General features: G+C 62.0%; 31 protein-coding genes and 2 pseudogenes. 20 read left to right on the forward strand and 13 right to left on the reverse strand.

Annotated elements, in window-relative coordinates:
* Positions 1-335: 335 nt before the first annotated feature.
* Positions 336-1,025 (reverse strand): S24 family peptidase, encoded by a 690-nt coding sequence (locus ASD00_RS09325; RefSeq protein ID WP_057206233.1) that lies wholly within the window; start codon positions 1,023-1,025, stop codon positions 336-338.
* A gap of 243 nt (positions 1,026-1,268) precedes the next feature.
* Between ASD00_RS09325 and ASD00_RS09335 the strand changes: the two are divergent.
* The 7 genes and pseudogenes from ASD00_RS09335 to ASD00_RS09365 form a co-directional block, all read left to right on the forward strand.
* Positions 1,269-1,535, forward strand: a pseudogene (locus tag ASD00_RS09335) (repressor LexA); the annotation flags it as partial.
* Between the two features lie 4 nt (positions 1,536-1,539).
* Positions 1,540-1,917, forward strand: coding sequence for a hypothetical protein (locus tag ASD00_RS09340; RefSeq protein WP_025427482.1), 378 nt, complete (start codon positions 1,540-1,542; stop codon positions 1,915-1,917).
* 1,193 nt (positions 1,918-3,110) lie between these two features.
* Positions 3,111-3,764: a hypothetical protein gene (locus tag ASD00_RS09345; RefSeq protein WP_057206234.1), complete on the forward strand. Its 654-nt coding sequence runs from the start codon at positions 3,111-3,113 to the stop codon at positions 3,762-3,764.
* Positions 3,703-4,371 (forward strand): hypothetical protein, encoded by a 669-nt coding sequence (locus ASD00_RS09350; RefSeq protein WP_225906313.1) that lies wholly within the window; start codon positions 3,703-3,705, stop codon positions 4,369-4,371. Before ASD00_RS09345 ends, ASD00_RS09350 begins: the two co-directional genes overlap by 62 nt.
* On the forward strand, positions 4,361-4,945 hold the full coding sequence (locus tag ASD00_RS09355; RefSeq protein WP_025427479.1) for a helix-turn-helix domain-containing protein: 585 nt from the start codon (positions 4,361-4,363) through the stop codon (positions 4,943-4,945). Before ASD00_RS09350 ends, ASD00_RS09355 begins: the two co-directional genes overlap by 11 nt.
* Before the next feature lie 223 nt (positions 4,946-5,168).
* Entirely contained in the window at positions 5,169-5,774 is a 606-nt protein-coding gene (locus tag ASD00_RS09360) for a hypothetical protein (RefSeq protein WP_057206235.1), read from the forward strand.
* 523 nt (positions 5,775-6,297) lie between these two features.
* Entirely contained in the window at positions 6,298-7,629 is a 1,332-nt protein-coding gene (locus ASD00_RS09365) for an amidohydrolase family protein (protein WP_038577126.1), read from the forward strand.
* A 220-nt stretch (positions 7,630-7,849) separates the two neighbouring features.
* On the opposite strand, the gene ASD00_RS09370 is transcribed toward ASD00_RS09365, so the two are convergent.
* Positions 7,850-8,272 (reverse strand): YciI family protein, encoded by a 423-nt coding sequence (locus tag ASD00_RS09370; protein WP_025427476.1) that lies wholly within the window; start codon positions 8,270-8,272, stop codon positions 7,850-7,852.
* 410 nt (positions 8,273-8,682) lie between these two features.
* Here ASD00_RS09370 and ASD00_RS09375 point away from each other — a divergent pair, with 410 nt between their 5' ends.
* Both ASD00_RS09375 and ASD00_RS09380 read left to right on the forward strand, forming a co-directional pair.
* Positions 8,683-9,231 (forward strand): BA14K family protein, encoded by a 549-nt coding sequence (locus tag ASD00_RS09375; RefSeq protein WP_025427475.1) that lies wholly within the window; start codon positions 8,683-8,685, stop codon positions 9,229-9,231.
* Positions 9,232-9,538: 307 nt separating this feature from the next.
* On the forward strand, positions 9,539-9,859 hold the full coding sequence (locus ASD00_RS09380; protein WP_025427474.1) for a DUF4440 domain-containing protein: 321 nt from the start codon (positions 9,539-9,541) through the stop codon (positions 9,857-9,859).
* Positions 9,860-9,979: 120 nt separating this feature from the next.
* Here ASD00_RS09380 and ASD00_RS42270 read toward each other — a convergent pair whose 3' ends face one another.
* From ASD00_RS42270 to ASD00_RS41570, 3 genes and pseudogenes are all read right to left on the reverse strand, one after another.
* The gene (locus ASD00_RS42270; protein ID WP_255569852.1) at positions 9,980-10,114 is read right to left on the reverse strand and encodes a hypothetical protein; all 135 of its coding nucleotides are present in this window, start codon (positions 10,112-10,114) and stop codon (positions 9,980-9,982) included.
* A gap of 650 nt (positions 10,115-10,764) precedes the next feature.
* The gene (locus ASD00_RS09390) at positions 10,765-11,073 is read right to left on the reverse strand and encodes an SEL1-like repeat protein (protein ID WP_162249721.1); all 309 of its coding nucleotides are present in this window, start codon (positions 11,071-11,073) and stop codon (positions 10,765-10,767) included.
* A 657-nt stretch (positions 11,074-11,730) separates the two neighbouring features.
* A pseudogene (locus ASD00_RS41570) lies at positions 11,731-11,883 on the reverse strand (IS5/IS1182 family transposase); the annotation flags it as partial.
* A gap of 415 nt (positions 11,884-12,298) precedes the next feature.
* Here ASD00_RS41570 and ASD00_RS09400 point away from each other — a divergent pair.
* The 5 genes from ASD00_RS09400 to ASD00_RS09415 all read left to right on the forward strand — a co-directional run bounded on the left by ASD00_RS09400 (position 12,299) and on the right by ASD00_RS09415 (position 14,714).
* Complete coding sequence (locus ASD00_RS09400) at positions 12,299-12,871, forward strand: hypothetical protein (protein WP_025427471.1); 573 nt, start codon at positions 12,299-12,301, stop codon at positions 12,869-12,871.
* Between the two features lie 448 nt (positions 12,872-13,319).
* Entirely contained in the window at positions 13,320-13,877 is a 558-nt protein-coding gene (locus ASD00_RS09405; protein ID WP_225906312.1) for a lysozyme, read from the forward strand.
* On the forward strand, positions 13,874-13,978 hold the full coding sequence (locus ASD00_RS41575; RefSeq protein WP_225906311.1) for an LPXTG cell wall anchor domain-containing protein: 105 nt from the start codon (positions 13,874-13,876) through the stop codon (positions 13,976-13,978). The genes ASD00_RS09405 and ASD00_RS41575 overlap by 4 nt, the downstream gene beginning before the upstream one ends.
* 117 nt (positions 13,979-14,095) lie before the next feature.
* Positions 14,096-14,353: a hypothetical protein gene (locus ASD00_RS09410; protein WP_025427469.1), complete on the forward strand. Its 258-nt coding sequence runs from the start codon at positions 14,096-14,098 to the stop codon at positions 14,351-14,353.
* Complete coding sequence (locus ASD00_RS09415) at positions 14,340-14,714, forward strand: DUF1515 family protein (protein ID WP_038576200.1); 375 nt, start codon at positions 14,340-14,342, stop codon at positions 14,712-14,714. The genes ASD00_RS09410 and ASD00_RS09415 overlap by 14 nt, the downstream gene beginning before the upstream one ends.
* A 159-nt stretch (positions 14,715-14,873) precedes the next feature.
* On the opposite strand, the gene ASD00_RS09420 is transcribed toward ASD00_RS09415, so the two are convergent.
* From ASD00_RS09420 to ASD00_RS09435, 4 genes are all read right to left on the reverse strand, one after another.
* Positions 14,874-15,137 (reverse strand): hypothetical protein, encoded by a 264-nt coding sequence (locus ASD00_RS09420; RefSeq protein WP_025427467.1) that lies wholly within the window; start codon positions 15,135-15,137, stop codon positions 14,874-14,876.
* Between the two features lie 440 nt (positions 15,138-15,577).
* Positions 15,578-15,823: a hypothetical protein gene (locus tag ASD00_RS09425; RefSeq protein ID WP_025427466.1), complete on the reverse strand. Its 246-nt coding sequence runs from the start codon at positions 15,821-15,823 to the stop codon at positions 15,578-15,580.
* A 136-nt stretch (positions 15,824-15,959) separates the two neighbouring features.
* Positions 15,960-16,163 (reverse strand): hypothetical protein, encoded by a 204-nt coding sequence (locus ASD00_RS09430; RefSeq protein WP_057206239.1) that lies wholly within the window; start codon positions 16,161-16,163, stop codon positions 15,960-15,962.
* A 302-nt stretch (positions 16,164-16,465) separates the two neighbouring features.
* The gene (locus ASD00_RS09435; protein WP_025427464.1) at positions 16,466-16,762 is read right to left on the reverse strand and encodes a hypothetical protein; all 297 of its coding nucleotides are present in this window, start codon (positions 16,760-16,762) and stop codon (positions 16,466-16,468) included.
* Between the two features lie 251 nt (positions 16,763-17,013).
* Here ASD00_RS09435 and ASD00_RS09440 point away from each other — a divergent pair, with 251 nt between their 5' ends.
* The 3 genes from ASD00_RS09440 (at position 17,014) to ASD00_RS09450 (ending at position 19,088) form a co-directional block, all read left to right on the forward strand.
* Positions 17,014-17,400: a cupin domain-containing protein gene (locus tag ASD00_RS09440; protein ID WP_038576197.1), complete on the forward strand. Its 387-nt coding sequence runs from the start codon at positions 17,014-17,016 to the stop codon at positions 17,398-17,400.
* 390 nt (positions 17,401-17,790) lie between these two features.
* A complete protein-coding gene (locus ASD00_RS39860; RefSeq protein WP_156407972.1) occupies positions 17,791-18,090 on the forward strand; it encodes a hypothetical protein in 300 nt (99 codons plus the stop codon).
* Between the two features lie 68 nt (positions 18,091-18,158).
* Positions 18,159-19,088, forward strand: a complete 930-nt coding sequence (locus tag ASD00_RS09450; protein ID WP_038576195.1) for a sterol desaturase family protein — start codon at positions 18,159-18,161, stop codon at positions 19,086-19,088.
* Between the two features lie 52 nt (positions 19,089-19,140).
* Here the strand turns inward: ASD00_RS09450 and ASD00_RS09455 are convergent, their stop codons facing one another.
* Positions 19,141-20,172: a helix-turn-helix domain-containing protein gene (locus ASD00_RS09455; RefSeq protein WP_239637573.1), complete on the reverse strand. Its 1,032-nt coding sequence runs from the start codon at positions 20,170-20,172 to the stop codon at positions 19,141-19,143.
* 118 nt (positions 20,173-20,290) lie between these two features.
* Between ASD00_RS09455 and ASD00_RS09460 the strand changes: the two genes are divergently transcribed.
* Entirely contained in the window at positions 20,291-21,298 is a 1,008-nt protein-coding gene (locus ASD00_RS09460; RefSeq protein WP_057206241.1) for an alpha/beta hydrolase, read from the forward strand.
* Between the two features lie 76 nt (positions 21,299-21,374).
* On the forward strand, positions 21,375-22,319 hold the full coding sequence (locus ASD00_RS09465; RefSeq protein WP_025427458.1) for an MBL fold metallo-hydrolase: 945 nt from the start codon (positions 21,375-21,377) through the stop codon (positions 22,317-22,319).
* A 300-nt stretch (positions 22,320-22,619) separates the two neighbouring features.
* Here the strand turns inward: ASD00_RS09465 and ASD00_RS09470 are convergent, their stop codons facing one another.
* Positions 22,620-23,732 carry an NADH:flavin oxidoreductase gene (locus tag ASD00_RS09470; protein WP_025427457.1) on the reverse strand — a complete coding sequence of 371 codons (1,113 nt, stop codon included), beginning with the start codon at positions 23,730-23,732 and terminating at the stop codon, positions 22,620-22,622.
* 1 nt (position 23,733) lies between these two features.
* Positions 23,734-24,126, reverse strand: coding sequence for a RidA family protein (locus tag ASD00_RS09475; protein WP_057206243.1), 393 nt, complete (start codon positions 24,124-24,126; stop codon positions 23,734-23,736).
* 139 nt (positions 24,127-24,265) lie between these two features.
* Between ASD00_RS09475 and ASD00_RS09480 the strand changes: the two genes are divergently transcribed.
* Positions 24,266-25,162 carry a LysR substrate-binding domain-containing protein gene (locus ASD00_RS09480; protein WP_057206245.1) on the forward strand — a complete coding sequence of 299 codons (897 nt, stop codon included), beginning with the start codon at positions 24,266-24,268 and terminating at the stop codon, positions 25,160-25,162.
* Between the two features lie 57 nt (positions 25,163-25,219).
* On the opposite strand, the gene ASD00_RS09485 is transcribed toward ASD00_RS09480, so the two are convergent.
* Complete coding sequence (locus tag ASD00_RS09485; RefSeq protein ID WP_025427454.1) at positions 25,220-25,513, reverse strand: hypothetical protein; 294 nt, start codon at positions 25,511-25,513, stop codon at positions 25,220-25,222.
* Positions 25,514-25,572: the final 59 nt, after the last annotated feature.

A 25,572-nucleotide genomic window follows, 5' to 3' on the forward strand; every position in this document is an offset into this window, starting at 1 on the left:
TCCCAACTGTCATGCGAGCCGGCGCCGTGTCTGCCGGCGGCCACGTTGCACGCGCCGGTTCCCGGGATTTTTACTGCGTGCCGGCTTCCTCTCGGCGGCGTGCCATTTCGGCTGCGTGCTCCGCTGCTGACAGTGCACTCCAGCGCCGCGCGTCTTATTAGACGCGCAAAGGTCGCTGTAGCGCTTTGAATTGCTGCATGTTTTTATCCTTATCGCCGGCTGCTCTCGCGCATGACGTAGCGTCAAGCAGGCGCCATTTTCGAAAAGCTATTACTTTTGAAGCTGTTGCGGAGCGGTGTTCCGGGCGGCGGCTGGCGGGCGATGCCTGCGCAGCGTCAGCGGGCGCTGTATTTGCCCACGACCCGGTGGCAGAAGGACCATTCCACCCGGCTCTCGATGAATTCCAGATAGGGATTGTACTGCTTCAGCGTCCATTCCCGGTCGTTGAACGACACCAGGCGCTTGATGATCGCCTCGGCGTCGTTGGCGGGTGGCACGTGGTAGAGCACGACATCCTTGTCGCGCGCCGGCGGCAGGTGCGGATGCACCAGCGCCATGTCGCCGGGCTCATAGGCCGGAATCATCGAGGTGCCGGTGAGGTAGATGCCATAGGCGCCCTTGACGCCTTCGAGCACCGAGGGGCGCTTGACGTATTCGACCGCATCGAAGGTGACGATCACATGGCCGTCGCCGCCCTGGGCGGCAACGAAAATCGGCAGGTCGCGATGGCCGACGAGCTGCTCGCCGGGCACGATCTGCGGATTGAAACCGGTGGCGTTGCGGGGTTGGCCGGTTTCGCCCGCGTCCGGCGTCGCGCTGATCAGGTCGGTGATGGTGCGCACGTCACGTTCGCGCAGTTCGCGCGGGCTCTCGCGCTCGACGAACTGCTGGATATAGGCGTGGTTCTTCCCGATCGCGATGGACAGATCCTTGTAGGTCGTCCTCTTCGCGTCGACTGCTTCCCGGATAAGGCGCCGCAATTGATCCATGGCAATGGCATCCCAGATTCCGCTTCCTACGTCCAATAGGATTTTTCCTCTTGATAAAACGATACGATCCTATTATTGATAGGATATGAACGGAAACGAACAGTCAATCGAACTTTACGAGGCCGACATTTTCGGTCGCGGCTCCAGCCTGGAGCGGGCCGGCTGGCACTTTGCCGGGCATGCCAGGCGCGACGCCTCGTGCTTCGCGGGCGGGTGTGACCGACGAGGTAACGCGGCGGGCCGCATCGACGATGACTGCCTGCTTGCTGGAGTGAGCCGATGACTGCCACCAGAATCGCATCAAGGACAACCAGGCGCGCCACGCGCCAGCCGCTCGGCCTGACGCTGCGGCAGAACGAGCTGCTCAGATTCATTCGCTGCTACAGCGCCGACAAGGGCGGGGTCTCGCCGACGTTCGACGAGATGAAGGACCATCTGGGTCTGTCATCGAAATCCGGCATCTCGCGGATGGTGGCGGCGATGGAGGAGCGCGGCGTTATCCGCCGGCTGAAAAACCGGGCAAGGGCAATCGTCGTGGTGGAGGTGGCACATGCTTGAGCACGTGACGGACACGCTTCTCGGCAATCCTGTTTTCGCCGGGCTTGCAGCCTTTTCCGCCACCTCGGTGACGCTCGCCGCCTTCAGCTGGGCTGCCAGCCCGGCGCTTGGCTGCGGCAGGCAGCGCACGGGCAGGAGGAGGGCGGTCGGTGAGGCCGGGCTGGCCGGCCGGCTTAGGCGGTGGGGCATGGCGCTTCTCGCGGGCCGGATGAAGCTGGCGCCGGGGCTCGAGCTGATCGGCAAGGGGGACGCACCGGGCAAGAGGGACCTGCCGGGCAAGGAGGACCTGCCGGGTCTCGACTTCGAGGCATTGCAACGCGAGCTCGACGAGGCGTTCGCGCCGGTCTGGCGAGACAGGAGGAAATCGTGATGTCCGGTCCGACAGTCGTCATCGCCTTTGTCGGTGGCTCTGTCGCCGGCTGAAGGCGAGGTGGGGAATGGCTCCCTCCCTCAGGTGAACGGGAAGAGGCCAGGGAATTGTAGGCCATTGGTTCGTCGGCAACGACGGGTGAGGCCCTACTGCATGTTCCTTAAATCGTATTCGATTAGGGACGAAAACATGCAGCAATTCAAAGGGATACAGCGACATTTGCGCGTCTAACAAGACGCGCGGCGCTGTGGAAGAGACTGATCGTCGTCCTGCTGCTGCCCCCGATCTTTTCGGTGCCATGCGGCGCGGCTGCAGCGTCCCTTGCGTGCCGATCCGGCGCGCGGGCGCAGCCGCAGCGGCGATCACAGCGAGGGGCTGCTGCCCACCTCCTCCCCGGTGGCCCCTCGCTTCCATTTCGGCGCCGGCAAACCGTTTCTGACGCATGCCCCCGACGATCGGATGCGATCTCGGTGCGTGATCATGCGCGGGTTCGAAAGGCTGGAGCGGTTTGTGCGTCATGGGGGGTGCCAGGGCATCGTGGATGCCGGGGCATACCGGACGCGCAGCGCTCCAGCGCCACGGTCACGTGGCCGAACCCAGTCCCGCCCAGCAGGCTGCAGGCGGGGTTTCAGACGGCTTGCCGGCGAGGGCGCGGAGGAAAGTCAGACCAGGTGCAGGGCACGAAGAGCGATCGTCGGTTTGGGCGACGCGAACCTGTGCCGACAATCATGAGGAGCGACGTGATGCGAGAAGTGAGTTTGCAGAGATTTCTTTGTGCGTCGGTCCTGTCGGCGGAGAAATGGCCGCGGAGATGGGTGGCGGGTGCGAGCGTTTGGTCGAGCCGGCGCGTGCACGACCGTAGCGCCATGGCGGACCGGTCGTTGCGGCGAGGCGGCGTGCCTGCCGTTGTCGTGCCGGTGGATGGTCGTGTCCTTTCGTCTGCGAGCGGGATCTTGGCGACGCTTGCCCAGCCTGTTCGACCGCGCGCCATCGCCGGCCGGATCAACAGGTTTGTGCAGCGGCTTTTGCCGCAGCGGCATCGCGGTGTTTTCGTCCGCGTGGCGCTAGAGCGTTTCCGATTTAAACGGAACCGAACAAACGCTCTATCTCTTTGTTTTTACGCATTTCCTGACGGAAAACCGCTTCGTACTTTTCCTGGAAATTCTCTAGCCCTTGCGAGCGAGGACTAGGCGATGCGCATCACATCGATCGTCGAGGCTCTGGTCCAGTGCGGCGCGACGCCGGAGATGATCCTGTGTGCGGTGCGTGCGGCGGAGGCCGGCCAGCAATCGGGCATCGACAAACGCCGGGCCAGCGATCGCGAACGGCAACAGCGCCGCCGCGCTCACGTGACGTCACAGGTCGTCACGGCGACGGACGGCGTCCCCCTCTCTGATAAAGAAAGATCCCCCGCACCCCCTAAAGAAATTAACTCTCCCGACAACACCCAAACCCTTGCGCCGCGGCGTCCTGTGCCAGGTGGCAGGCGCGCCACGCGCCTTCCCGAGCAATTCGAGCCGGACCGGGATTTTGCCGCCCGGCTGGGCTTCGGCGCGGCCCAGGTGGAGCTGGAGCTTGAAAAATTCCGGGATTACTGGACGGCGAAATCCGGTCGGGACGCGGCCAAGCTCGACTGGCTCGCCACCTGGCGCAACCGGATGCGCAATGCCGCAAGGCCGCGCAAGGATCACAGGCCACAGGCGCCGCCGCTCGAAAGCGCCTTTGCCCGCCACCAGCGGGAATGCCGACAAGCGATAGAGCGAGAACTCAATGGAAACCTTGGAAATGACGACCTTATCAACAAACCGATATTCGACCTTGAGCCGGGAGATTACCGCGCTCACTGAACGGCTGGCGCCGGCAAGCGACGATGCGATCCTGCGCAGCCTCAACGTGATGCAGACGGCCGGCATGACCATGCCGCAGGGCATCGATCCCCGAAAACTTCTGCCTGTCTACCAATATGCGCTGGCGGGGGTGCCCGCTTGCGGGCTTTCGGTAGCGACGCAGAAGCTGATCCGCGGCGACTATGCCGCCAACGCCAACGTGCTTCTGGGCACGATTCCGAAGCCGCCAGTGCTGGCGGCGCTGGCCAAGAGCGAGGCAGCAGCGACGCGCGCCGAACTGGCGCGCAGACGCGACCTCGCCGTGGCGCTGAACCCGACAGGGCCAGTGCCTGAGCGCTCGCCCGAGATCCGCGAGCGGGTGAGGGTGCGGCTTCGCCAGTTTCGTGCCGAGCAGGCGGCGGTCAAGGCGGCCAAGGCCATGCCAAGCGAGGCGCCAGCGGTCTCGCGGGCCGGGGTGCTGGCTGAGATGATCGGGCTTCCCGATGCAGCCACCATTACGACCGAACAGCGCGCCTATCGAGTGAGGCTGGAACGCGAGATGGCCCATCCCGCAGGGCGTGGGGCGGCGATGGATTTGACCATGGAGGTGGCGAGCGATGCAGCCTGAAACGAGATATTCGACGATGCCGACGGGCGAGCAGCTCGCCCAGAAGGGGTCCGGCAGCGTCGGCACCGCGCGCGGCAGGAGGGGCGGGCCGGATGCCGAGCCGCATTCTTTGGAAACGCGGACGGCGGACTGCACGACCAGCGGAAATGCCGGCGAAAGCGAGCCGCCGCAGGCGCCAACGCCCGACGCGTTGCTCGGCGCGCTCAGCGCCCATGTGAAGGCGCAGCGGCTGCGGGTGCTGGAGCTGGAGCTTGCGCTTGCCGACGCTGAAGCGCGGATCCTGTCGCAAGCGCAGCTGCTCTGCGGCACGAATGCCGACGGCGAGGGCGGCCTCTTCAGCCGCCGACCGGTGCGCGAGATCGTCGAGGAGGTGCTCATTGCCTATCCCGGCATCGGCTGGGCCGATGTGATCGGGGTTCGCCGGGAGCGCCGGCTGGTGGAGCCGCGCCACCGCTGCATGGCGGCGGTTTATGACGAGCGGGAGGACCTTTCGCTTCCGGCGCTCGGCCGCATCTTCCGGCGCGACCACACCTCGGTGCTGCACGCGGTCAACAAGGGCAGGGCGAAGCGATGAGCCGCTCTCTGAGCGGTCGGCCTGACGGATCGTGGCCCGGTCCACGGGCGATCGCGATCGGCGGCGACGGGACGGGGTGGCTTGGGCGGCGGACTATCGCCAGCTTCGGCTGGTGGGTCGCCGGCTATCGCCGGTGGCGGGCTGCAGTCTCTGCTCGCCGTCGCCATCGGGCGGGTGTGGCGGTGCCAGGCCCGGTGCACGATGGACGCACTGACGAACACGTATTTTCGAGGCGAGCACCCGCATTGCCGCGGCCAAGCGGGCAGGCAAGGCGGGCCGGCCGCGCAAGGCCGATGTGGCGCGCTATCCCGGCGGGCAGATCAAGCATGGCGAAACCGAAAGAGAGGTGCGCTCGGTCGCCATCGCCGCACGGCAAAGTCACCACTTTTCAGGAGCGAAGGGCGTCGATGTCGGCAGTCCCTTTGCCGGCTACACACTCGGCCGGATGTTTCTCGACGGCAAGCTGACCGCACACGAACGCGCGGCTGGCGACGAGTATGCCCGGCAGATGGCGCGCTATTACAGCCTGACCGGCATTCCCTTCCCAAGCGTGCGGGCGCAGTCGCTGTTCAGCGTCAAGGGTTTCGAAGGCGAGACGACCGAGCGCACCCGGGCCGCAATGGCTGCGACCAACCGGATGATGGAGCTCGAGGGCGTGCTTCTGAAGCTGCCGGAAGGGCCGCGGGTGAAGACCACGGTCTTCAACGTCTGCGTCATGGACTACGAGGTGCTGCGCACCATGCCGGAACCGCAACTGGCCTGGCTGAAGCGCGGCCTGACCGAACTGCACTGGCATCTCGGGCTTTCCAGGGAGAGGGAGGCGGTTTGAGTGGCGCGCCTGTTGCCGAGGGAGCGGTCTCAGGCAGGCCCCCTAGGCTCCGGGCAATTGCTGATAATGCCTGGGAGTGACCCCGTTGACCTTATCCTCGTCCCTGTGGCCGGGATCCAGCGACCTTTGCGCGTCTGATAAGGCGCGCTGGGCTGTAGGGTGAGGCGGAATCGCGCCGCGATGGCCTTGGTGCAACCATGATCCATGGCGACGCTTCGGCTTGCGTCATCAACGTCTGCTTGTACCTAAAAGCAGACGTTGATATTGTTTGGTGCCGAATGGCGATCGGCCTGACTGCGAACATGGCCTTGCAAGTGCATGGACGAGCGGTGGCTCGCGCCTCGGCCCATCGCAATGGATGCTGCAACTTTCTCTCGTGTGCCACGACCCATCCCTTCCTCAAGGTTGGAGAATCGCCGTGTGTATCAATTCTTTCGAATCGCAGGAGTTGATGAAAGCCACGTTTGTGACGCGTGCCTTGTCCCACGCCGTAGCCGTGTACGCTTGTGTCCGCACAGCTTTCATGGTGCTGCTGTCCCGCAGGCGGTGGATTGCGGCAGTTCTCGTGCTCGGAGCCTGCCCGGCTGCGTGGGCGGATGATGTGCTTTTCGAGAACGTCCGCATTTTCGATGGAAAAGGAGCGACCTCGCTTTCGGCTCCGTCGAATGTACTGGTCAAAGGCAATGTGATCACTCGGATCTCGACAAGCCCTGTCGAAGCGGAGGGTGCCCAGCGCATTGCCGGGAACGGCCGAACGCTGATGCCGGGTCTTATCGATGCGCATTGGCACGCAATGCTGGCCCGGTCCACTCCTGCAGAATCGTTCGGCGACGTCGGCTTCAACAATCTTGTGGCCGGCGACGAGGCGACGGACACACTGATGCGTGGCTTCACCACCGTCCGCGATGTTGGAGGGCCGGTGTTCGGTCTGAAGCGCGCGATAGACGCCGGTATTGTCGAGGGCCCGCGCATCTACCCCTCCGGCGCCATGATCACCGTGACCAGCGGGCATGGAGACTTCCGCCAGATGACCGACCTGCCGCGGGTGATCGGCGGCCCGCTCACCCGCATGGAGCAGATCGGCGGGAGCATCGTCGTCGACAGCCCCGACGAGGTGCGCATGCGGGTCCGTGAGCAACTGATGCAGGGCGCGGCGCTGGTCAAGATGACGGCAGGTGGCGGCGTGTCGTCACCCCACAGCCCGCTGGATGTAACTACCTTTACCGAGGCTGAGCTGCGGGCCGCGGTCGAAATAGCCGACAATTGGGGCACCTACGTTGCGGCACACGCCTTCACGTCGCATGCGATCAAGACAGCGATTGCCGCCGGCGTGAAGTGCATCGAACACGGCTTCCTCATGGATGAGGAAACCGCCAAGCTGATTGCCGACAAGGGCATCTGGCTAAGCCTGCAACCGCTTCCCGAGTTGTTGCGGCAAGGCTTTCCTGAGGGATCGGTCGAGCGGGCCAAGGCAGATGAGGTGTGGCCCGGCATCGGCAGAACCTACGAGCTGGCGAAGAAGTACAAGATCAAGACGGCGTGGGGCACCGATGTCTTGTTCTCCCGCGCATTGGCGCAGCAGCAGGGGGCGATCCTCGCCTCCCTCGTTCGCTGGTACACGCCTGCCGAAGCGCTCTCCATGGCGACTGGGACTAATGCGGAGTTGCTGGCGCTATCCGGCCCGCGCAATCCCTATCCGGGAAAGCTCGGCGTGATCGAGGAGGGCGCGCTTGCCGATCTCCTGCTCGTCGACGGCGACCCGTTGGGCAACATCGACCTGGTGGCCGATCCCGCCAACAACTTCAAGATCATCATGAAGGACGGCATCATCTACAAGAACACGTTGGTGAAATAAGGAACAACTAAAACGGCTTGTTGCCTGGCACACGATTGTGAGAAACGGTACAGCAGGCTGACGGCGCAGGCCCGAGCGGCGGCGGATTTGCCGTCAGATGATAGCCAGGCACAGGCGGCAAAGACGTACCCGGGAAGATGGCGTGCTCAATGCTGGTGTCGACAGCCGGGATTCGTTAGAACCCCAGCTCTCCGCAATGCATTGCCGGTCTAAGACGCTCTCAATTGCCGCCGATGCGTTCGCGCAGGCGGTCGTCGCGCTCGGCGATCTCCGGGGTGATCAGGTCGCCGAAATCGGCGGCCTCGAAGACTGGGCGGATTTCGATTTCGCTCGGGCCCGGCATCGGGTTGGGGCAGCGCTTCACCCAGGCGATCGCCTCGTCCATGTCCTTGACCTGCCAGATCCAGAAGCCGGCGACCAGCTCCTTGGTCTCGGTGAAGGGGCCGTCGATGACGAGGCGGCTTGCGCCGTCGAAGGCGACGCGCTTGCCCCTGGACGAGGGATGCAGGCCTTCGCCCGCCTGCATGATGCCGGCGTTGACCAGTTCTTCGTTGAACTTGCCCATGGCATCGAGCAACTCGGTCGAAGGCATCTTGCCCGCTTCGCTATCCTCGGTCGCCTTCACCATAACTATCACGCGCATGGTCTTTTCTCCTTTGATCGACGAAGCCACAACGACCTCTCTGCCTGAATGACGATCGGCCGACGACGGGGCCGACATTTCGCCGAAACTTTTTTCCGCACACCGTCGCGGCACTGCGTGAACCCCACGCAGAGAGGGAGCGCAGCGTTTCCGCAACGCCTGGCCGAGTGCTCAGGTGGTGTCGTCGACCAGCGCAGGGAAGACATCTTCGTAAAGATATGGCGATTGCCGCGGATGGCGAGATGCGCTGGCGACGAGATCGGCTGCGCTGTCGCGCTGGTTTCCGAGTGTGATGACCTGTCGTTCATATCTCTATGTTTTTAAATGATAATATGACGAAGGACGCATTCACCATGGGTTCACGTCAGGGGGACATAGCTTGCGCCTGTTCGAAACGGATAGGTATCGAGATGAAGAAGATAGGCATTGTGATCCTTGCGGCGGTGACGGCTCTGACGAGCTACACGCCTGCGAATGCCATGCCGGTTGCAGCCGTTCAGCTGACGCAGCAGAGTGACATGGACAGGGTACAGAATCGCGAATGGGGCGGCGACAGACATCGTCCGCGGCCGGGTTGGAACCATGGCGGATATCGGCCGCGCCCAGGTTGGCACGGCGGCTACCGTCCGCGTCCGCACTGGGATGGCGGCTACCGCCCGCGGCCGGGCTGGCATGGCGGCGGATACCGCTATGGCTGGTACAATGGTCACCGCGGCTACCGCGGCTATCGCGACGGCTATCGTCGCCACAATGACGGCTGGTGGTATCCGCTGGCAGCCTTCGGCGCCGGCGCCATCATCGGCGGTGCGATCGCTGCTCCGCCACGCCGCGTCGAGTCCGGTGTGAACCAGCGTCATGCCAGCTGGTGCTATGACCGCTACCGCTCCTACCGCGCCTGGGACAACTCGTTCCAGCCCTATGGCGGACCGCGGCAGCAGTGCTACTCGCCGTATTATTGAGCTGAAAGAGAACCCGCCGATCGGCTGCGATCGGCGGGTTTCCTCGGGACCTGCCAGACGCTTCGTTCGGTCGCGGCGCGCGCTTTTACTTGAGCTGCCAGGCCGAACCGAGCCCCACAGACGATGGACGCGCCTCCTCGCTGGATTGCCGGTGACCTACTGCATGTTTCCTTAAATCCTATTCGATTTAAGGATAAAAACATGCAGTAACTCAAAGTGTTACAGCGACCTTTGCGCGTCTGATAATACGCGCGGCGCTGTAGAGTGCATGGTGTCCCCGATGACCCCTGATGGAAGCGCGTGAGACATGGCCGATTTTGCCGTTCATATTGACGAGATCCGGGCACTCGAGGAGGCGCTTCATCGTCCGGAGCTGCGTCGCTCAAGAGCGGCCGTCGAGGTGCTGCTGGCCGAGGGCTTTGTCGAGTTCGGAGCGTCCGGGACGAAATATCACCGCGCGGAAATGATCGACCTTCTCTCAGAGGAAGACGACGACCCAGCGGGTGATGAGCTTCGAGCGACGGACTTTTCGCTGACGCGCATTTCCGCCCGGGGCGACGACACGATGTCGACCGAAGCAGGTGCTGATGCTCGCGCACAATGCTGCCTGGTTGATGGCCGCGGCTAATTCATCCGGGCGGGCGCGGCTTTTGCGTCATGTGGACCGACGTTGCGGTCAACTCCGGTTTCAGCGTTGTTTTTGCGCATGTCGTTATCGCAAAACCGCTTCACACTTTTGCGCAAGCGCCTAGAATTTCAGCGTGGCGTCGTCGTGTTTGGGTGGCGGGTGGCTGTCTCTCTGGCGGCGCATCCCGTAGGCGAGGGCAAGCCCCAGCACGGCAGAACCGATGACGACGGCGAGTAGTGCGAAGAAATTCTCCATGACATTCTCCTCCCGGCAGCGATGATAACACAATCGGACGCGCACAACCAAATTCCTGCACATCCTCGAGAACCGGCATTGGCTGCAGGCAAAAGTCGAGCCCGAAGGGACAACGAGGGCGGGGCGTGGGTTGTTCCGAGCGGTTTGAAGATATCCGGTTTAATCGGCCGGACGCGGGCTTTGGTTGTCCGATCTGCGTTTGGAGCCGTCGGCGAAGTCGATGGGACTTTGTCAGTTTCGCGTTGAGACCGCCTGGCCGCACGTGATGGCATGGTCCGGAATGTGCGGCCTCAAAAAAAGAACGAAAATAGAACAAAGTTTGTCCGAGAGGGTTGCCATTCGCCTAGAACCGGGCTAAGGATATTACAGGATGGTCGTTTCGTAATCGAAGCGGCCTTTTTCATTTTAGCGGGGCAGGCGGCCCTTCCGGGCGACACCTCTCGTTGTACTCAACACCTCTCGTTGTACTCAACGGCGCCCAGTTTCTCTCTGTTCGTCTTCGACCCTCTCCAGCGCCTGATTTGACAGGCTTTCCGCAGGCTTTCTTTCGACGGGTCCTTCGCGCCTTTCGCGGGGATCGAGTGCTGCGCACAGGCTGGCCGATGCCGTGTTCTGTTCGGGGCCACCGTCGTCCTGATTGCGCCTGTCGATCACCTGGCGGGCGCCGTGATGACCCTTGCGCGCGCGCTCCGCAACCAGCGAAGTGCCTCCTGCTGGTCGGGCTCGACACCGATGCCCTTGTGGTCGATCGCTGCCAGGCGGGCTTGCGATGCGGCGTCGCCCTGGCGGGCGGCTTGGCCGTTCCAGTGGTAGGACGCAGCGTAGTTTTCCTTGCGGCCATCGTTGAAATAGATTTCGCCGAGCGCCGCCTGGGCGTCGAGATTTCCTGACGTGGCGAGTTCGAGCAACCTTGGCGAGACATTTGCGGCGGAGAGCCGCGGCTTAAAAATGGTCTTCAACCTTCTGACTGCATTTTGGATCATCAGACACCCGTCTTATTCATCGCATAATTCCTCAAAGTCGGCATCGATCGAACGGATAAATTATGCTGCGATTTGAAAGTGTTATGTCTTCAACCTGCCTGTCATATCCGCTGCGAGGCGCCTTTGGCCGCCCAGCGTGCCGCGAATGCGCTGCGTGTAAATTAGTATTGGTGACAGAATACAACCTAAGGTCAAGTAGGTGAATGCAATTCCCCGTGGATATCGGGTGGCTGTTGCCTGATTGCCGATGGCCGGGCGCGTGGGTGCGTGGGCGACATTAGAGAGCTTTGCGGCGCTACTGCATGTTTCCTTAAATCGACGCGTGGCGCTGCATGGGAGCCATCATCATGAGCATCGGTAAGCCAGCCAAGGACCCGAAGACCGGGCGCTTCCTGCCGCGTGTGCCGGGGGCGGCGACACCAGTCCGGACACGCGCCCGCAAGGCGGTGCGCACCAAGCTCGGCGAGCTGTTTCTCGAAGACATGCTTGTTGCCTGGGAGAGCCGGGGGGCGGCCGCGATCCACGCGCTGATCGAAAAGAGTCCGCACGATTTTCTCAAGGCCGTGGCCTCGCTGATGCCGAAGGACGTGAATGTCAATGTCAACCAGATCGGCGAGATGACGGATGCGCATCTGCCCCCCCTTTTCCTCCGGCTGCCGATCGATGCGCTTTGGCGGTCGTACTATCGATCATATGAATATCCGCATCGCCACACTTGACCAAAGCCTCAACCAGCCGCCGCCATATTCCCCGTGCCGACCAGCGATGAAACCGGTTGTAGATGGTCCTCCTTTGGTTGAGTGATTGAATCATGGCAACGAAGAATGTTCAATGGCTTGATTGGGTTTTGACCCTAGAGCCACAAGAACAAACCACTCATCGGATCCTTCAGCGAAGAATCTAAATCAGATGTCAGCCAAAATTATTGGGTCCAGAGCCTAAACGGCGATTGAGGCCGCAAGCACTGCCAGAAGTGTCGCGAGTGCGAGAGCGGCTCCGTACTTGGCCACTGTGATGCGGCGGCGGCGTCCGCCGGTCCAATCGTAGCTCATGGTCTTGCTCCGACGACTTTCATGTCGCGACGCGGACGATCGGTGATTCTGCTTAACAAATAGGAAAGCATTGTCGACAAAACTGCGCTTGCGTTTTGGGGATGCTGTTAGTCTGGCGTCCAGAGGCCCCTATGAGGCGGAGGTAGCGTATGCCGGATGCTTCGATCGACTTGGCGCTCTATTCGGCAGCGCTGAACATCACTGCGCCACCGGCGCTTATCCGGCCCTTTCTCGACCAGTTGGCGGAGGGCCAATTCTCCGTTGATGAAATCAGGAGGCGTTGCGCGGAGAACGGCGTCCGCCTCAAGGCCCATCTGCGCAAGGGCGAACGCACCCGCAAGGACCTGCGTGCGGCCTTCGACCTGCAATCGGTGGAGCGGCGGCACTTGGATATTCTCGACATGCTGATTGCGAGCCTGGAGGCCAAGGCTGCGCGTGACGCCAGCGAGTTCGATGGGCTGCTGGATGATTTCAAGGCGAGGGTTTCAACCCTTTCCGGCTCTGTCGATGTGGGGGAAGCGGCAGAGCTCGAAGAGATCTACAGGACGATCGAGGCGCAGGTGCGGGTGGAGATCGGTGAACTCGTCGATGTCGCCCAGTTCTTGCGTGGCCTGCGCTCGAGATGCGGTGACGACCGAGGCGAGAAACGCTTACCCGACAGCGAAAGCCTCAAGACGTTGCTGGGTTCGTTGTCGCCGTCCAAGCCCCCCTCTGTCTCCTAGTGCGTTTCCGGTCTAAACGGAGTCGTAGAAACGCTCTATCTCTTTGTCTCGACGCATTTCCTGACGGAAAACCGCTTCGCACTTTTCCTGGGAAGGCTCCAAACCGGCGAGAGTCCGCATGTCCTATTCGGTCGGACGCGGCTGTTACCGGCGACCCTGCGATGCAGGCGCCGCGACAGATGTTGTCCGCGAATTGCCGCTTGTCAGTAGGGCTGCACCATGATGACACAGCTGACAAGCACGATGACCAAAGCGGTCATCTTCACGAATGCGGCATCCATCATGGCTAGATCTCCCCTTTGATCGTTTCCTTAAATCCCATTCGATTTAAGGAAACATGCAGCAATTCAAAGTGCTGCAGCAATCTTTGCGCCTCTAATAAGACGCGCGGCGCTGTAGCAACACATTACCGTTGCTTCTGGTTCCCAATCTAAACAGGACAAACGACATGAACATGAACCGACGCATCAACGCGGCGGGCCTTGCGCTCGTCAAGCAGTGGGAAGGTCTGAAGACGAAGGCCTATCGGGACGTCGCCGGTGTGTGGACCATCGGCTATGGCCATACCAGCGCCGCGGGCGCTCCGGCGGTGACGCCGGGAATGGTGATCTCCGAGGCGCAGGCAGACGATATCCTGAGGGCGGATTTGGCGACATTCGAGGAACGGGTCTTGCGTCTCGTTAAGGTGCCGCTTTCCGACAACCAGTTCGCCGTGCTTGTCTCGTTCGATTTCAACACCGGTCGCCTCGGCAAATCGACTTTGCTGAACAAACTGAATGGCGGCGACTATGACGCTGTGCCGGGCGAGCTTATGAAATGGGTCAATGCCGGCGGCAAGCGCGTGAAGGGGTTGGTCAATCGCCGAGCTGCCGAAGCCGGGCTTTGGGCCAAGGGCGAGTTCGTGGCCTCCAACACCGTTATCGCCGCGCCGAAGCCGCCCGAAGCGGAACAAAGGAGAATATCTCCTGGCTCGCGGGCATTCTGTCCTCGCTCGGCTTTGCGTTGACCGGAAGTGGCCCGCTGCAATGGGTGTTTGCCGGCATCATTGTTGCTGCCTTCGCAATCGGCGCCTTCCTCTTCGTTCGCAAGCGGCTCGATCCGGCATGATCGCCCGGCCAAAGATCCTTTTCGGCGGGCTTGTGCTCGCTGCCGTCACCTGGGCCGTACTCGAGATCCGGGCGGACGGCGCCCGGTCCGTTCTTCATGCGATTGAAAGGCAGAATGATGACGCTGCGAACCGCGCTCGAAAGATGCGCCTTGATTACGATTCCTGTCTTCGCGCTGGCGGGCTATGGGATTTCGGCGCCGAAGACTGTGACCGGCCTTAAAAGCGTCGTCGGCGTCGACCTTGTCGGCGCGCGCGGCGCGACGCCGGCAGATCAGCGCAAGATCGACCGCACTGTCGTCGGTCTCTGCGCCGCGGCAGTCTGGTCAAAGGCGGACTGCGCAAGGCACGGAGGGCGTCAAGATGTCTCCAGCTGAAATCGATGTCAGCGTGCACCGCCAGCTCGGAGAGCTGGTCGCGGGCATGCGCGGTCTGCAGGAATCGATCCGGCGGATCGAGGAGGGCGCACAACGTGCCGAGGATAAGGCGACGAGCAGTCGGGCGGGCGTCCATCAGCGGATGGACCAGTTGGTCGATCGCGTCGGTGATCTCGAGGCTTCGGTCTCGACGCTTGGTGGTGACGTTGCAGAGATGAAGCCGGTGACCGACGACGTCAAACGCTGGAAGCTGATGGGCATCGGCGCCCTTGGTGTTACCGGCATAGCGGCGATGGCGCTTGGCGTCAGCTTTGCCGAGGCGATAAGGCGGATCATATTCGTCATTGTCGGAAAGGGGTGATGGTGTCGTTCGCAGCTGCTGCTCTGCCTTGGCCGAACAGGGGTGAGCCAAGCAACGTGACAGCGGCAAGCTGCCGCTGTCACTGATGTGCGCGTGAGAGCATGAGGCGTGAAGGGGGCCGCGGAAATGGTTCGATTGGCTCAGTCCAACCGGGCCAGCCTAATGAAGCGTCTGGACGGGATGTTCGGTGAACGTGTGGATGCCATCGCGTTCGATCGTGGCGAGGAATTCTTCGTAGGCGTCGCGGTCGGTGGGGAAGGAATCTTCCCAGACGGTGGAGTAGCCCTCCTCGTCGATCACCTCGAGCGTCCAGTCGAGATTGGAGCCCGTCGGGCGCGAGATGCGGATATGAACAACGACGTCGTCGTCGGCAAACTCGCCGGACAATTCCGAAAGCTCCAGGTCTTCTTCTGTTTGGGTCATGAGCGTTTATAACATGTCCTGAGTGAGCGAACCAATCTTGTGGCGGTTCCTGGCCTTTGCCTGCGTACGAAGGCTACGTTTGCGTAGCCGATTACTGCATGTTTCCTTAAATCCTATTCGATTTAAGGAAACATGCCGTAATTCAAAGTGCTACAGCAACCTTTGCGCGTCTGATGAGACGCGCGGCGCTGTAGGTGAGGGCGTTTGACGCCTTGATAGGCCGAAAGGCGATTGCCATACAATAGGATAGGTTTGGCCGGGGTTGCTTTGCAACCCCGGCGTCTTTTGCACGTCAAGATGGCGGCAATAGCGAAACGATCCCGGATCGCTACTGCATGTTTCCTTAAATCCTATTCGATTTAAGGAAACATGCAGTAATTCAAAGCGCGACAGCGATAGCAGGTCATGCCGGCGCCGGTCATCCTTGTTGCCTTGCAACGTCACTGCTCGGGAGCCAACGACCACGGCTCGCTTCTGCGCTCGAACCACAGAGCCCGCTCGCACAGGGCCGCCTCGTCGCGTGTGCCGGAGCGGAATTCGCCGATGATGAATTTCGCCAGGCGATTGGCACGGTAGTCACTGCGCGGCATCCTTGCTGCAAGGCAGGCCGTGTTGAGAACCCGCTGGAGCATGGCGATCTCAGCTGGATTGAATGCACAATCGAAGTGTTTGGAATGATGCTGCATTTTGACCTCCCTACTGCATATTTCCATAAATCGTTTTCGATTTAAGGATGAAAACATGCAGCAATTCAAAGTGCTACAGCGACCTTTTCCGCGTCTGATAAGACGCACGGCGCTGTAGGTGCGACTGCGGGAGCCTTCATTTCTCACTGTCGGCTTGTATCGTCGTGCACGCATGTATCAGGTGGTCAAGTTCCACCTTATAGGGGCCGTGCTTCGCGAAAATCTCGCGTGCCTCCAGCGGCGGCAGGCCGGAGGCGGCGATGAATTCCTCCAGGTCGTATCGTGTATTCCAGTTTTTGACGATCCGGCCGAACTGTCTTTTCGTATCTGACGCAAACATGATGAACCTCCCGTTCTGCAGGCTAAATTCGCGACGCGAACGGTGGTTCCACGGTGCTGAAAATTCCGTCTTCTGGGATGTGCCGGCCCTGTTTTCTCAGCTTGCATCGTTCGGGCGCCGCCGCGACGGCCTCGCGACCAGACAGTTATAGAGAAACGTCTGTGGCAGGTCAGAAATCGCCACACGCGACCCGTTGCAGTTGTGGTCCTGCGGGCAAGACAGGCGTAGAGTAAGCCATTGCACATCAATCTTGAATGCGGTCTCGGTTATCCACGGAGAGGCCGCATTTTTTTGTGGCGGCCTCAGCGCTGATGCGGACTGCGCCGGCCGGGTCTGGCAACCCAGATGTCGACGGTTTCGGTCTCTTCTGTCCTTGGCGGTACCCGGCGCCGTTCGCGCCACAGCGCGCATTCCAGCAGCGTGCGCTCGTCGCCATTGCCGATGCAAAATTCATCCATGATGAATTTGGCCAGCCGGTTGGCGCGTTCGCCGCGGCGTGGGACGCGGGCGGCAAAGCAGGTCGCGTCGAAGACCCGCTGCAGCATTTCGATGTCATCCGGACTTAATTGTCTGCCCGAGGTCTGCGGGAGATCATGCATTCGAACCTCCTTCATGGACGTCCATAGCCAGTGCCGAAGGGAGACAAGATACATCAGCCGTCTTATCGGGCAATACGGAAATATTCGCCTGCATCCCGGACGTGGTGTCGGCAGCAATTCCAAGTCCTACGGCGACCTTAGCGCGTCTAATAAGACGCGCGGCGCGGTAGACCGCGCCATCTGCGCACGATCGTTCAAGATCGATGCCCGCGCTCCATGCATGTTGGCACTTCATCGAAATGAGGAAAGACATGACGGAAAGCATCGAGACGTCCGACCGCAAGCCCATCAAATTCTCCGAGAAGCTGGAGATGATCGCGGAACTGTGGCAACCGCGCGTGATCGCCGAGATGAACGACTACCAGTTCAAACTCGTGCGCATCGAGGGCGATTTCATCTGGCACGACCACCCCGAGACGGATGAGACGTTCATCGTGCTCGATGGCATCCTGCGGATCGATTTCCGCGATGGATCTGTACAGATTGGCCCTGGCGAGATGTTCGTCGTGCCTCGAGGCGTCGAGCACAAGCCGTTTGCAGAGAGCGAGGTGCGGATGCTGCTGATAGAACCGCGTGGCGTTTTGAACACCGGTCATGCCGGCGGCGAGCGCACAGCGCAGAACGACCGCTGGATCTAGGGCAGGGCTGTCGCGCTGGCGTTTCCTTGATGCCCGCTCGCGTCGTATTCCTGTCAGGCGCCTACAGCGCCGCGCGTCTTATCAGACGCGCAAAGGTCGCTGTAGCACTTTGAATGGCTGCCTGTTTTTATCCTTAAATCAAATAGGATTTGAGGAAACATGCAGTAGTGATCACCCGCGCCTGATCGGCAATGCCGATGCTAGAAGGGGCAGGCCGGGCCGACGGCCAGGCAGGCACGGGCGAAATCGGCCCCCGGATCAGTGCAATGCTGGTGTAATGAAATCAGTAGAGTTTGCCGCCAATGCTCCAACGATGAGGATTGGCGTCATCCCATGTGTTTTCTCAGGATCGGTCTGCTGGCATGTCACCTGCTCGGGGCGTCATCCCAGATGGAACACAGCCGCCTCGAAGCGAGCGGCGACGATCGCTTTGCACTCGAGCGACAGTTCGTTCAGTATCGCCCGGATCCCTGCCGCGACGGGCGTTTCAGTGACGGCCGGCCGCGCAGCTGCGCGGAGCTTCGCCGCTGGCTTGACGACGGCGGCGACCCCGGCTGGCGAAAGCACCGGGAGGGATTGAGTTGGGCCGAGCGTCGCCGGCGGATCTGCACCGACGGACGTTTCAGCGATGGCCATGCGCATACCTGCGACGAGCTGATGGAGCGATACCATCCGCAGGACGAGGATTAGAACATTTCCTGAGATAACCCCCTGCCGTATTGCATCCCTCCGATTTTCTGAAAAGTGGTCGAAAAATAATGGTCTTTCATCAAGCTAGCTCTTCATCGCCGCTACGATACTTGGTCTCCATCCTGTTGTGGCCGGCGCTTTATTTCGGCGGACTGGCCGCAGCCGGATTGGCTTTTGCCACATCCTCGCCGGTGCCCTGGTTCAACGTCGTCTACCTCTCGGTGGTGGCGATCATCGCGCTGTTCGAGCGCATCATGCCCTATGAGCCGACCTGGCTTGCTCCGGATGGCGAGACGCTCAACAATCTCGGCCATACGATGTTGACGAAGGGGATCGTGCAGATCGCGGCGGCGTTCGGTGCATCCTTTCCATTACTGGTCGCCATTTTCGCGCAGCCGTTCTTCGGGTCGCAGCCGCATATCTGGCCGGCACATTGGTCGATGTTCGCCCAGGTCGTGCTCGGGCTGGTCGTTGCCGAGTTCGGGCTCTATGCCGCTCACCGCCTGGCGCATGAGCGGCTTGGGCTCTGGCGCTTCCACGCGCTGCATCACAGTGTCACGCGGCTTTGGGTGCTGAACACCGGCCGCTTTCACGTCGTCGATTCCCTGCTGAAGGTGGGCCTCAGCCAGCTGCCGCTCTATCTGCTCGGGGCGCCGCTGCAGGTCTTCCTCTGGATCGGTGCCGTCACCGCCTTTACCGGCCTTCTGACCCATTGCAATGTCCAGATGCGCACCGGCCCGCTTGACTGGGTCTTCTCGACGCCACGGCTTCACCGCTGGCACCATTCGAAGGACATGGCCGAGGGCAACAGCAACTACGGCGAAAACATCGTGCTTTGGGACCAGCTGTTCGGCACCTACTTCAATCCCGACCGGCCATCCTCCACCGACATCGGCATCACCGGCAAGGTGTCGCGCAGCTTTGTCGGCCAGCTGGTGCAGCCTTTTTCAAAGAGCGGCGCGCGCCAGATCTTGGGGCGAAAGCCGAGCGGCGATTAACGGCGCCCGGAAAACGTGTTGGCGAAACATGCCGGCGTCGACGCCGTGCAGATCAGGCGGGCGCGGCGGCTGCAAGTCCTGCCATGGCCGGCCGTCGCGTGCCGTCCGACACCGAGAAGCGCAACCGGTACTCCCGCGGCGACAGGCCGAGGATCTTGCGGAAGATCTTGCGGTAGGCGTTGGTGTCGTCGTAGCCGCTCTGCCAGGCAACCTGCTCGATCGACAGGTGCGAGCGCTCGAGCAGGTCGCGTGATTTGGCGATCCTCAACCGCTGGCAATATTCCGTCGGGTTGAAGCCGGTCGCCTTCTGGAAGCGCCGGAGAAAAGTGCGGTCGCCGAGCCCGGCGCGCTCAGCCATCATCTGCAGCGTCACGCCCTTGGTGTTGGCGCCGTGCAGCCAGTGCTGGATTTTCAGGATCGTGCTGTCGCCGTGGTCGAGCTTGGGCGCAAAGACGCTGTAGTAGCTCTGTTCGCGGGCACCGGGATCGATGATCATGAAGCGGGCGGTTGCCAGCATCACATTGGTTCCAAGGAACCGGTCGACGAGTTTCAGCCCCAGATCGATCCAGGCCATCATGCCACCGGCAGTGATGATATCGCCTTCGTCGATCAATAGCTTGTCGGTATCGACACGGACATCGCGGTAGCGATCGGCGATCAGGTCCTGGTGCGACCAATGGGTGGTGATCGTGCGACCTGCGGCGAGCCCGGATTCCGCCAGCAGATAGGCGCCGCCGCAGACCGAGCAGACAGTGGTGCCACCGGCATGCTGCTCGCGCACGAAGGCGGGCAGCTGGCCCATGCGCCCGCCTACGGGCAGCTCCGCCAGCGTCGGCGGCAGGATCAGCGCGACGAGACCCGAGGAGGGGCCGGGGTGGGTGTCGAGCGTCTTTTCGACCGAGCCATCCTCCTGAAGCTGCCAGTGGCTGACGCGGATGCGAGGTGCGCGTGCGCCGCCCTGTTCTGTCGCCTGCATGCCGGCCACCTGGAACATGTCGGTCAGCCCATGGACCGCCGACTTCAGCGCGCGCGGATAAACGACGATGCCGATCTCCGCCGGTTCGCTTTCGAGTGGTTTTGTCACTTCTGCCCCCATCGTTGTCAGCTTTGCCGGTCGAGAGGGTAGGCCGGTCATTCTATCAATTCAACCAGCGCTCCGGAACGGAGATCGCCGGTCAACCGAGATGGAAGAGGGCAGGACAATGATTGAAGCAGAAGCAGTTTCCACAGCAGTCTCCACTGGCCTTTCGCGCCGCACAGTTCTTTCGGCTGCCTTTGGCGCCGCGGCCACAGCCGCCGCCGTTCCAGCCGTCATTCGCCCGGCGAAAGCCGAAACCGCATCAAGCACCACATCCGACACATTGGGAGTAACGACCATGGGCAGCCGCATCATCACCCGCGATGGCGTCGAGATCTACTACAAGGACTGGGGCTCAAAGGAGAGCCCGGTGGTCGTGCTCAGCCACGGCTGGCCATTGTCATCGGACAGCTGGGAGGCGCAGGCCTTCCACCTCGCCAGTAACGGCTTCCGCGTCATCACCCATGACCGGCGCGGCCATGGCCGCTCCTCTCAGCCCTGGGACGGCAACGACATGGATCACTATGCCGACGATCTTGCCGACCTGATCAATGCGCTTGATCTGAAGGACATATTCCTCGCCGGGTTCTCCACCGGCGGTGGCGAAATCACCCGCTATATCGGCCGTCACGGAACAAGCCGTATCGCCAAGGCCGGATTGATCTCGGCGGTGCCGCCGCTGATGGTCAAGACCGACAGCAATCCCGGAGGGCTGCCGAAGGAGGTGTTCGACGGGTTGCAGGCGGCAAGCCTGAAGGATCGCTCCAAGCTCTATCGCGATATCGCCTCGGGTCCGTTCTTCGGCTTCAACCGGCCGGGTGCCGTGGCTTCGCAGGGCATGATCGACAGCTTCTGGCTGCAGGGCATGATGGGCGGGCACAAGAACACCTATGACTCGATCGTCGCCTTCTCGCAGACCGACTTTACCGAGGACCTGAAGAAGTTCGACGTGCCGACGCTGATCATCCATGGCGACGACGACCAGATCGTGCCGATCGATGCGGCCGCCCGCGCTTCGAAGCAGCTGGTGCCGAGCGCCACCCTGAAGGTTTATCCCGGCGCGCCGCACGGCATCACCGACACCCACAAGGACCAGCTCAACGCTGACCTGCTCGAATTTGCACGGTCTTGACCCTCGGCCCCCGGCCGGTGCCGCGGAAACGCGCTGCCGGCCGGTTGCTCTCGCTCAAAACAGAAGGAACCGATCCATGACCTGCACAGACGACAAAACCTCCGGCCTCAACCGCCGTTCCTTTCTCGCCGGCTCCGTAGCGGGCGCTGTATTGCCGCTGCTGCCGAAGGGCGTTTACGCCGCAGACACCCACCGCTTCACCCATGGGGCTTTCGATATCGCCGTCGTCAGCGACGGCTTCCTGACGCTGCCGGTCAGCATCGTGCTACCGGATGCGGCGCCGGAGGAGCGCGACGGAATCATGCGCCGGCTCGGCGGCACGCCTGAGGGCGCACCCTTCCACACCAACATCCCGTTCATCCGCACCGGCAGGGACCTGATCGTCGTCGACAACGGATCGGGCGGCAATTTCCAGGCGAGTGCCGGCAAGCTTGCGGCCAATCTGGCGACTGCAGGTATTAATCCGGCGGATGTGACCAAGGTGGTCTTTACCCATGCCCACCCGGATCATGCCGGCGGCACGGTCGGGGCAGACGGCAAGCTCACCTTTCCGAATGCGCAATATTTCGTCTCGGAGCGCGAATGGGCATTCTGGACGAACCCCGACTACGAGAAGGTCATGCCGAAGGCGCTGCACGGCTTTGCCCGCGGTGCGCAGCGCGATCTTTTCGCGGTCAAGGAGCGCCTGACGCTGGTCAAGCCGGGCGACGAGATCGTGACCGGCATGCAGGTGCTCGACACGCGCGGCCACACGCCGGGCCATATCTCGCTGGAACTTGCCGGCGACAACGGGCTCGTCATCTCAGGCGATGCGGCAACCAGCAATATTGTCTTCTTCGAGCACCCGGACTGGCACTTCGGTTTCGATACCGATCCGGAGCAGGCGCTGAAAACCCGCAAGACGCTGATCGACCGGGCAGCAACGGAAAAGCTGACGCTGCTCGGCTACCACTGGGGCTATCCCGGCATCGGGCGGGCCGAACGGAACGGTGCCGCGTATCGCTTCGTCGCGGGCGCGTAGGGGGCGAGGCCGCTGTCGCCACCAGGCGCAATGGCCAACGTTGGATCAGGGGTTCTTGCCATGGCAATGCCTAAACCGTCCTCATCTCTGTGCTTGTCACAGAGATCTCGCGCAGTTCCGTAGGAACTGCGGGACCAGCCCAAGTCTTTGGGCTGAAGGGTCTTTTGACTCGACAGACGTCGGGTCGCTGGATTCCGGCACAAGGCCGGAATGAGGGACTGGGGATGTTCCTACGCTCAAAGCAGGCCTGTCAGCTGCCAGGCCAGGGCGGCGCCTTGTTGTGGCGCCGCCTCTCTTGGCTCAAAGCTGAAGCTCGCTGTCCTTGATGTCGCTGATCGGCGACAGCATTTCCAGCTTCAGCGGGCGGGCCTCGCGCTTCTCAGTGGCGATGCGCGGCCAATCGGGATTGGCGAGCGCGCCGCGACCGAGCGCGATCATATCGGCGCCGGCCTGCAGCACCTGCTCGGCGCGGGCGATATCGTGCAGACCGCCATTGGCAATGACGAACAGATCGGGCGCATGCTGGCGGGCAAGGGAGACCAGCGATCTGCCGCCGGAAGCAAAGGCCGGTTGCCAGGCTTCGAACTCAGTCACGTGTACGAAGTCGGCGGGACTGGTGGCCAGCGCCTTGAAAACGATGGCAGCACCTTCTTCGCCCTCCGCCCATTTATGTAAGGGGTCGTTGACCTTGCCCTGGGACAGGCGGATGCCGACGGGCACCTTATCGCCGACGGCGCTGCGAACCGCGTCCAGCACTGCGAGGCTCAGGCCCAACCGCTTGCCGATGTCGCCGCCCCAGCGATCCTGCCGCCGGTTGGTGTAATCGGTGAAGAACTGGTCGAGCAGATAGCCGTTGGCGCCATGGATCTCGATGCCGTCGAAACCGGCGACATCGATGGAAAGCCTGGCGGCTTGCGCAAAGCCTGATATCGCTTCGGCAATCTCCGTCCCATCCATCTCCCGCGGCTCGGCATAGAGACCCTCACCGTGGTAGGAGACCATCTGTTTGCCTCTCGGCTGCAGTGCCGAGGGTCCGACTGTGTCGCTGCGGAAGCGATTGCCCTGGGCGAGCGCACCGCCATGCATAAGCTGGGCAAAGATGCGGCCGCCCGCGGCGTGCACCGCATCGACGACCGCCTTCCAGCCTTCCGCCTGTTTCCGGTCGGCAAGTCCCGGTTGGTCCCTATAGGTTTGCGCATAGGCCTTGTCGGGATAGATGCCTTCAGTTGTCAGGAGGCTGAAGCCGCCCTTTGCGAAGCGCCGGTAGTAGTGCGCCATCCTTTCGGTCGGTACGCCCTCGGCAGTGGCGCTGATGCGGGTCATCGGCGCGACGGAAAGCCGGTTGCCGAAGGCCAGCCCTTTGAGCGTCGTTCCGGTCAGGATCGGCGAGGCGACCGTGCTGTGCGCGTTCATCTCAACGATCCTCGGTCAGCGCAATCGCCTCGATCTCGATCATCGCCTTCGGCGAATAGAGCGAGGAGACCTCGATGATGCTGTCGGCGGGATAGGGTGCCGAGAACCATTTGCGGCGCAGCTCGACGATCTTCCCGAAGTTTTCCATCGAGCGCAGGAAGATCGTTACCTTCACGACCTTGGAAAGGCTGGAGCCGGCAGCAGTCAGGACGCGGTCGAGATTGCGGAAGGCCTGCTCGGCCTGACGGTCGAAATCGTTCTCACCGACGATTTCGCCATCGTCGCCGATTGCGGCCTGGCCGGAGACGAAGACGAAACCGTTGGCCCTGATCGCCTGCGAAAGCAGGAATGGCGCGTAAGGATCGGGCTTGGTGATGACCTGTTCGAGAAACACGGGGAATCCCTCTATGCTTGAGTTCAACTCAGCTTGGCGGCGTTGCCTTGGCTGCTGAACTCAATATGATGAGGCTTCGCCCGGCTGACAAAAGACCATTTTTCAGCCGACAGATGAATTCAAGTCATTTGTTGCCGTCATGAGAAAATTGCCGCCGCTCGGCGCATTGCGGGTTTTCGAAGCGGCCGCCCGCCGCTTGAGCTTCAAGCAGGCGGCGGACGAGCTGAACGTGTCGGCGACGGCCGTCAGCCATCAGATCCGCCAGCTTGAAGATCTGCTGGAGCTGAAGCTGTTCGAGCGCGGCACGCGCCAGGTGCGGCTGACGCCGGCTGGGCAGACGCTGTTTCCGGTGCTACGCGATGGGCTCGACCGCTTCGAGCAGGCGATCGGCGAACTGCGCCGCAGCCGTGACACCAAGGTGGCGCGGCTCACCTCAACCGTCGCCTTCGTCGCCAAGCGGCTGGCACCGCTCGCCGGCAGCTTTCGCGACGCTCATCCGGACTGGAACCTGCGCCTCGACGCCTCGAACAGGACGGTGGATCTGGATGCCGATGCCGACGCGGCCATCCGCTATGGCGACGGGCAGTATCCCGGCCTGCTTTCCGAGCCGCTTTTCGCCGATCGTTTCGCGCCGGTCTGTGCGCCGCGGTTGGCGCCGATGTCCCTCGATGCGCTGCGAGAGACGACACTCATTCACTTCGATTGGGGGCCGGCGCGGCGCGACGACGAGCGGGCGCCGGTCTGGCGGCAATGGCTGAGGCACGCAGGCGTCACCGATATCGACCCGGCTGGCGGCCTCTCCTTCACCGACGAGATCCATGCGGTGCAATCGGTCGTGGCCGGGCAGGGCATCGGTCTCTTGAGCCTGACCCTGGTTGCCGAGGAACTTGCCTCCGGCATACTCGTCCAGCCGTTTGCACTGTCGCTCGAAAGCTACCGCTACGATCTGGTCTATAGTCCGCGGGCTGCCGAGCGGCCGGCAACGCAGGTGCTGAGGGATTGGGTACTGCAGCAGTTCAACGGCGGAAGCCAGTAAGAGGCGAGGCAGCCGATCGCCTCGGCAAGCTCAATTGCCGCAAGGTAGGCCCCGCAATCAGTCGAAGTCACCGAAGACGTCGAGGCTCCTCCAGCGGCGGCTGACGAGGCGCAGCGAGCGATCCGGTTCGATCACGTAGGTCTCAAAGACCTGACGGCCGAATTGGTCGAAGAACTGGTGCGGCACGATACTGCCGACCGGCGCCTTCTTCAACTTGGTGCGAGGCTGGCCGCCATAGGTGATGCTGCCGGGGATCGGCTGAAGGTTCGGCGAGTAGCCGTAGGTCTGAACACCAGTGGTGCAACCACTGAGAAGGAGGACGACGGAAAGGGCGGCAAGAGCATGTTTCATATCGATGGTCCTCGACTATGCAGAAGGCGGATCGGAGTTCTGCCCGACGCCATGCGCAA

Source organism: Ensifer sp. Root31, from assembly GCF_001424825.1.
Lineage (GTDB): Bacteria > Pseudomonadota > Alphaproteobacteria > Rhizobiales > Rhizobiaceae > Ensifer > Ensifer canadensis.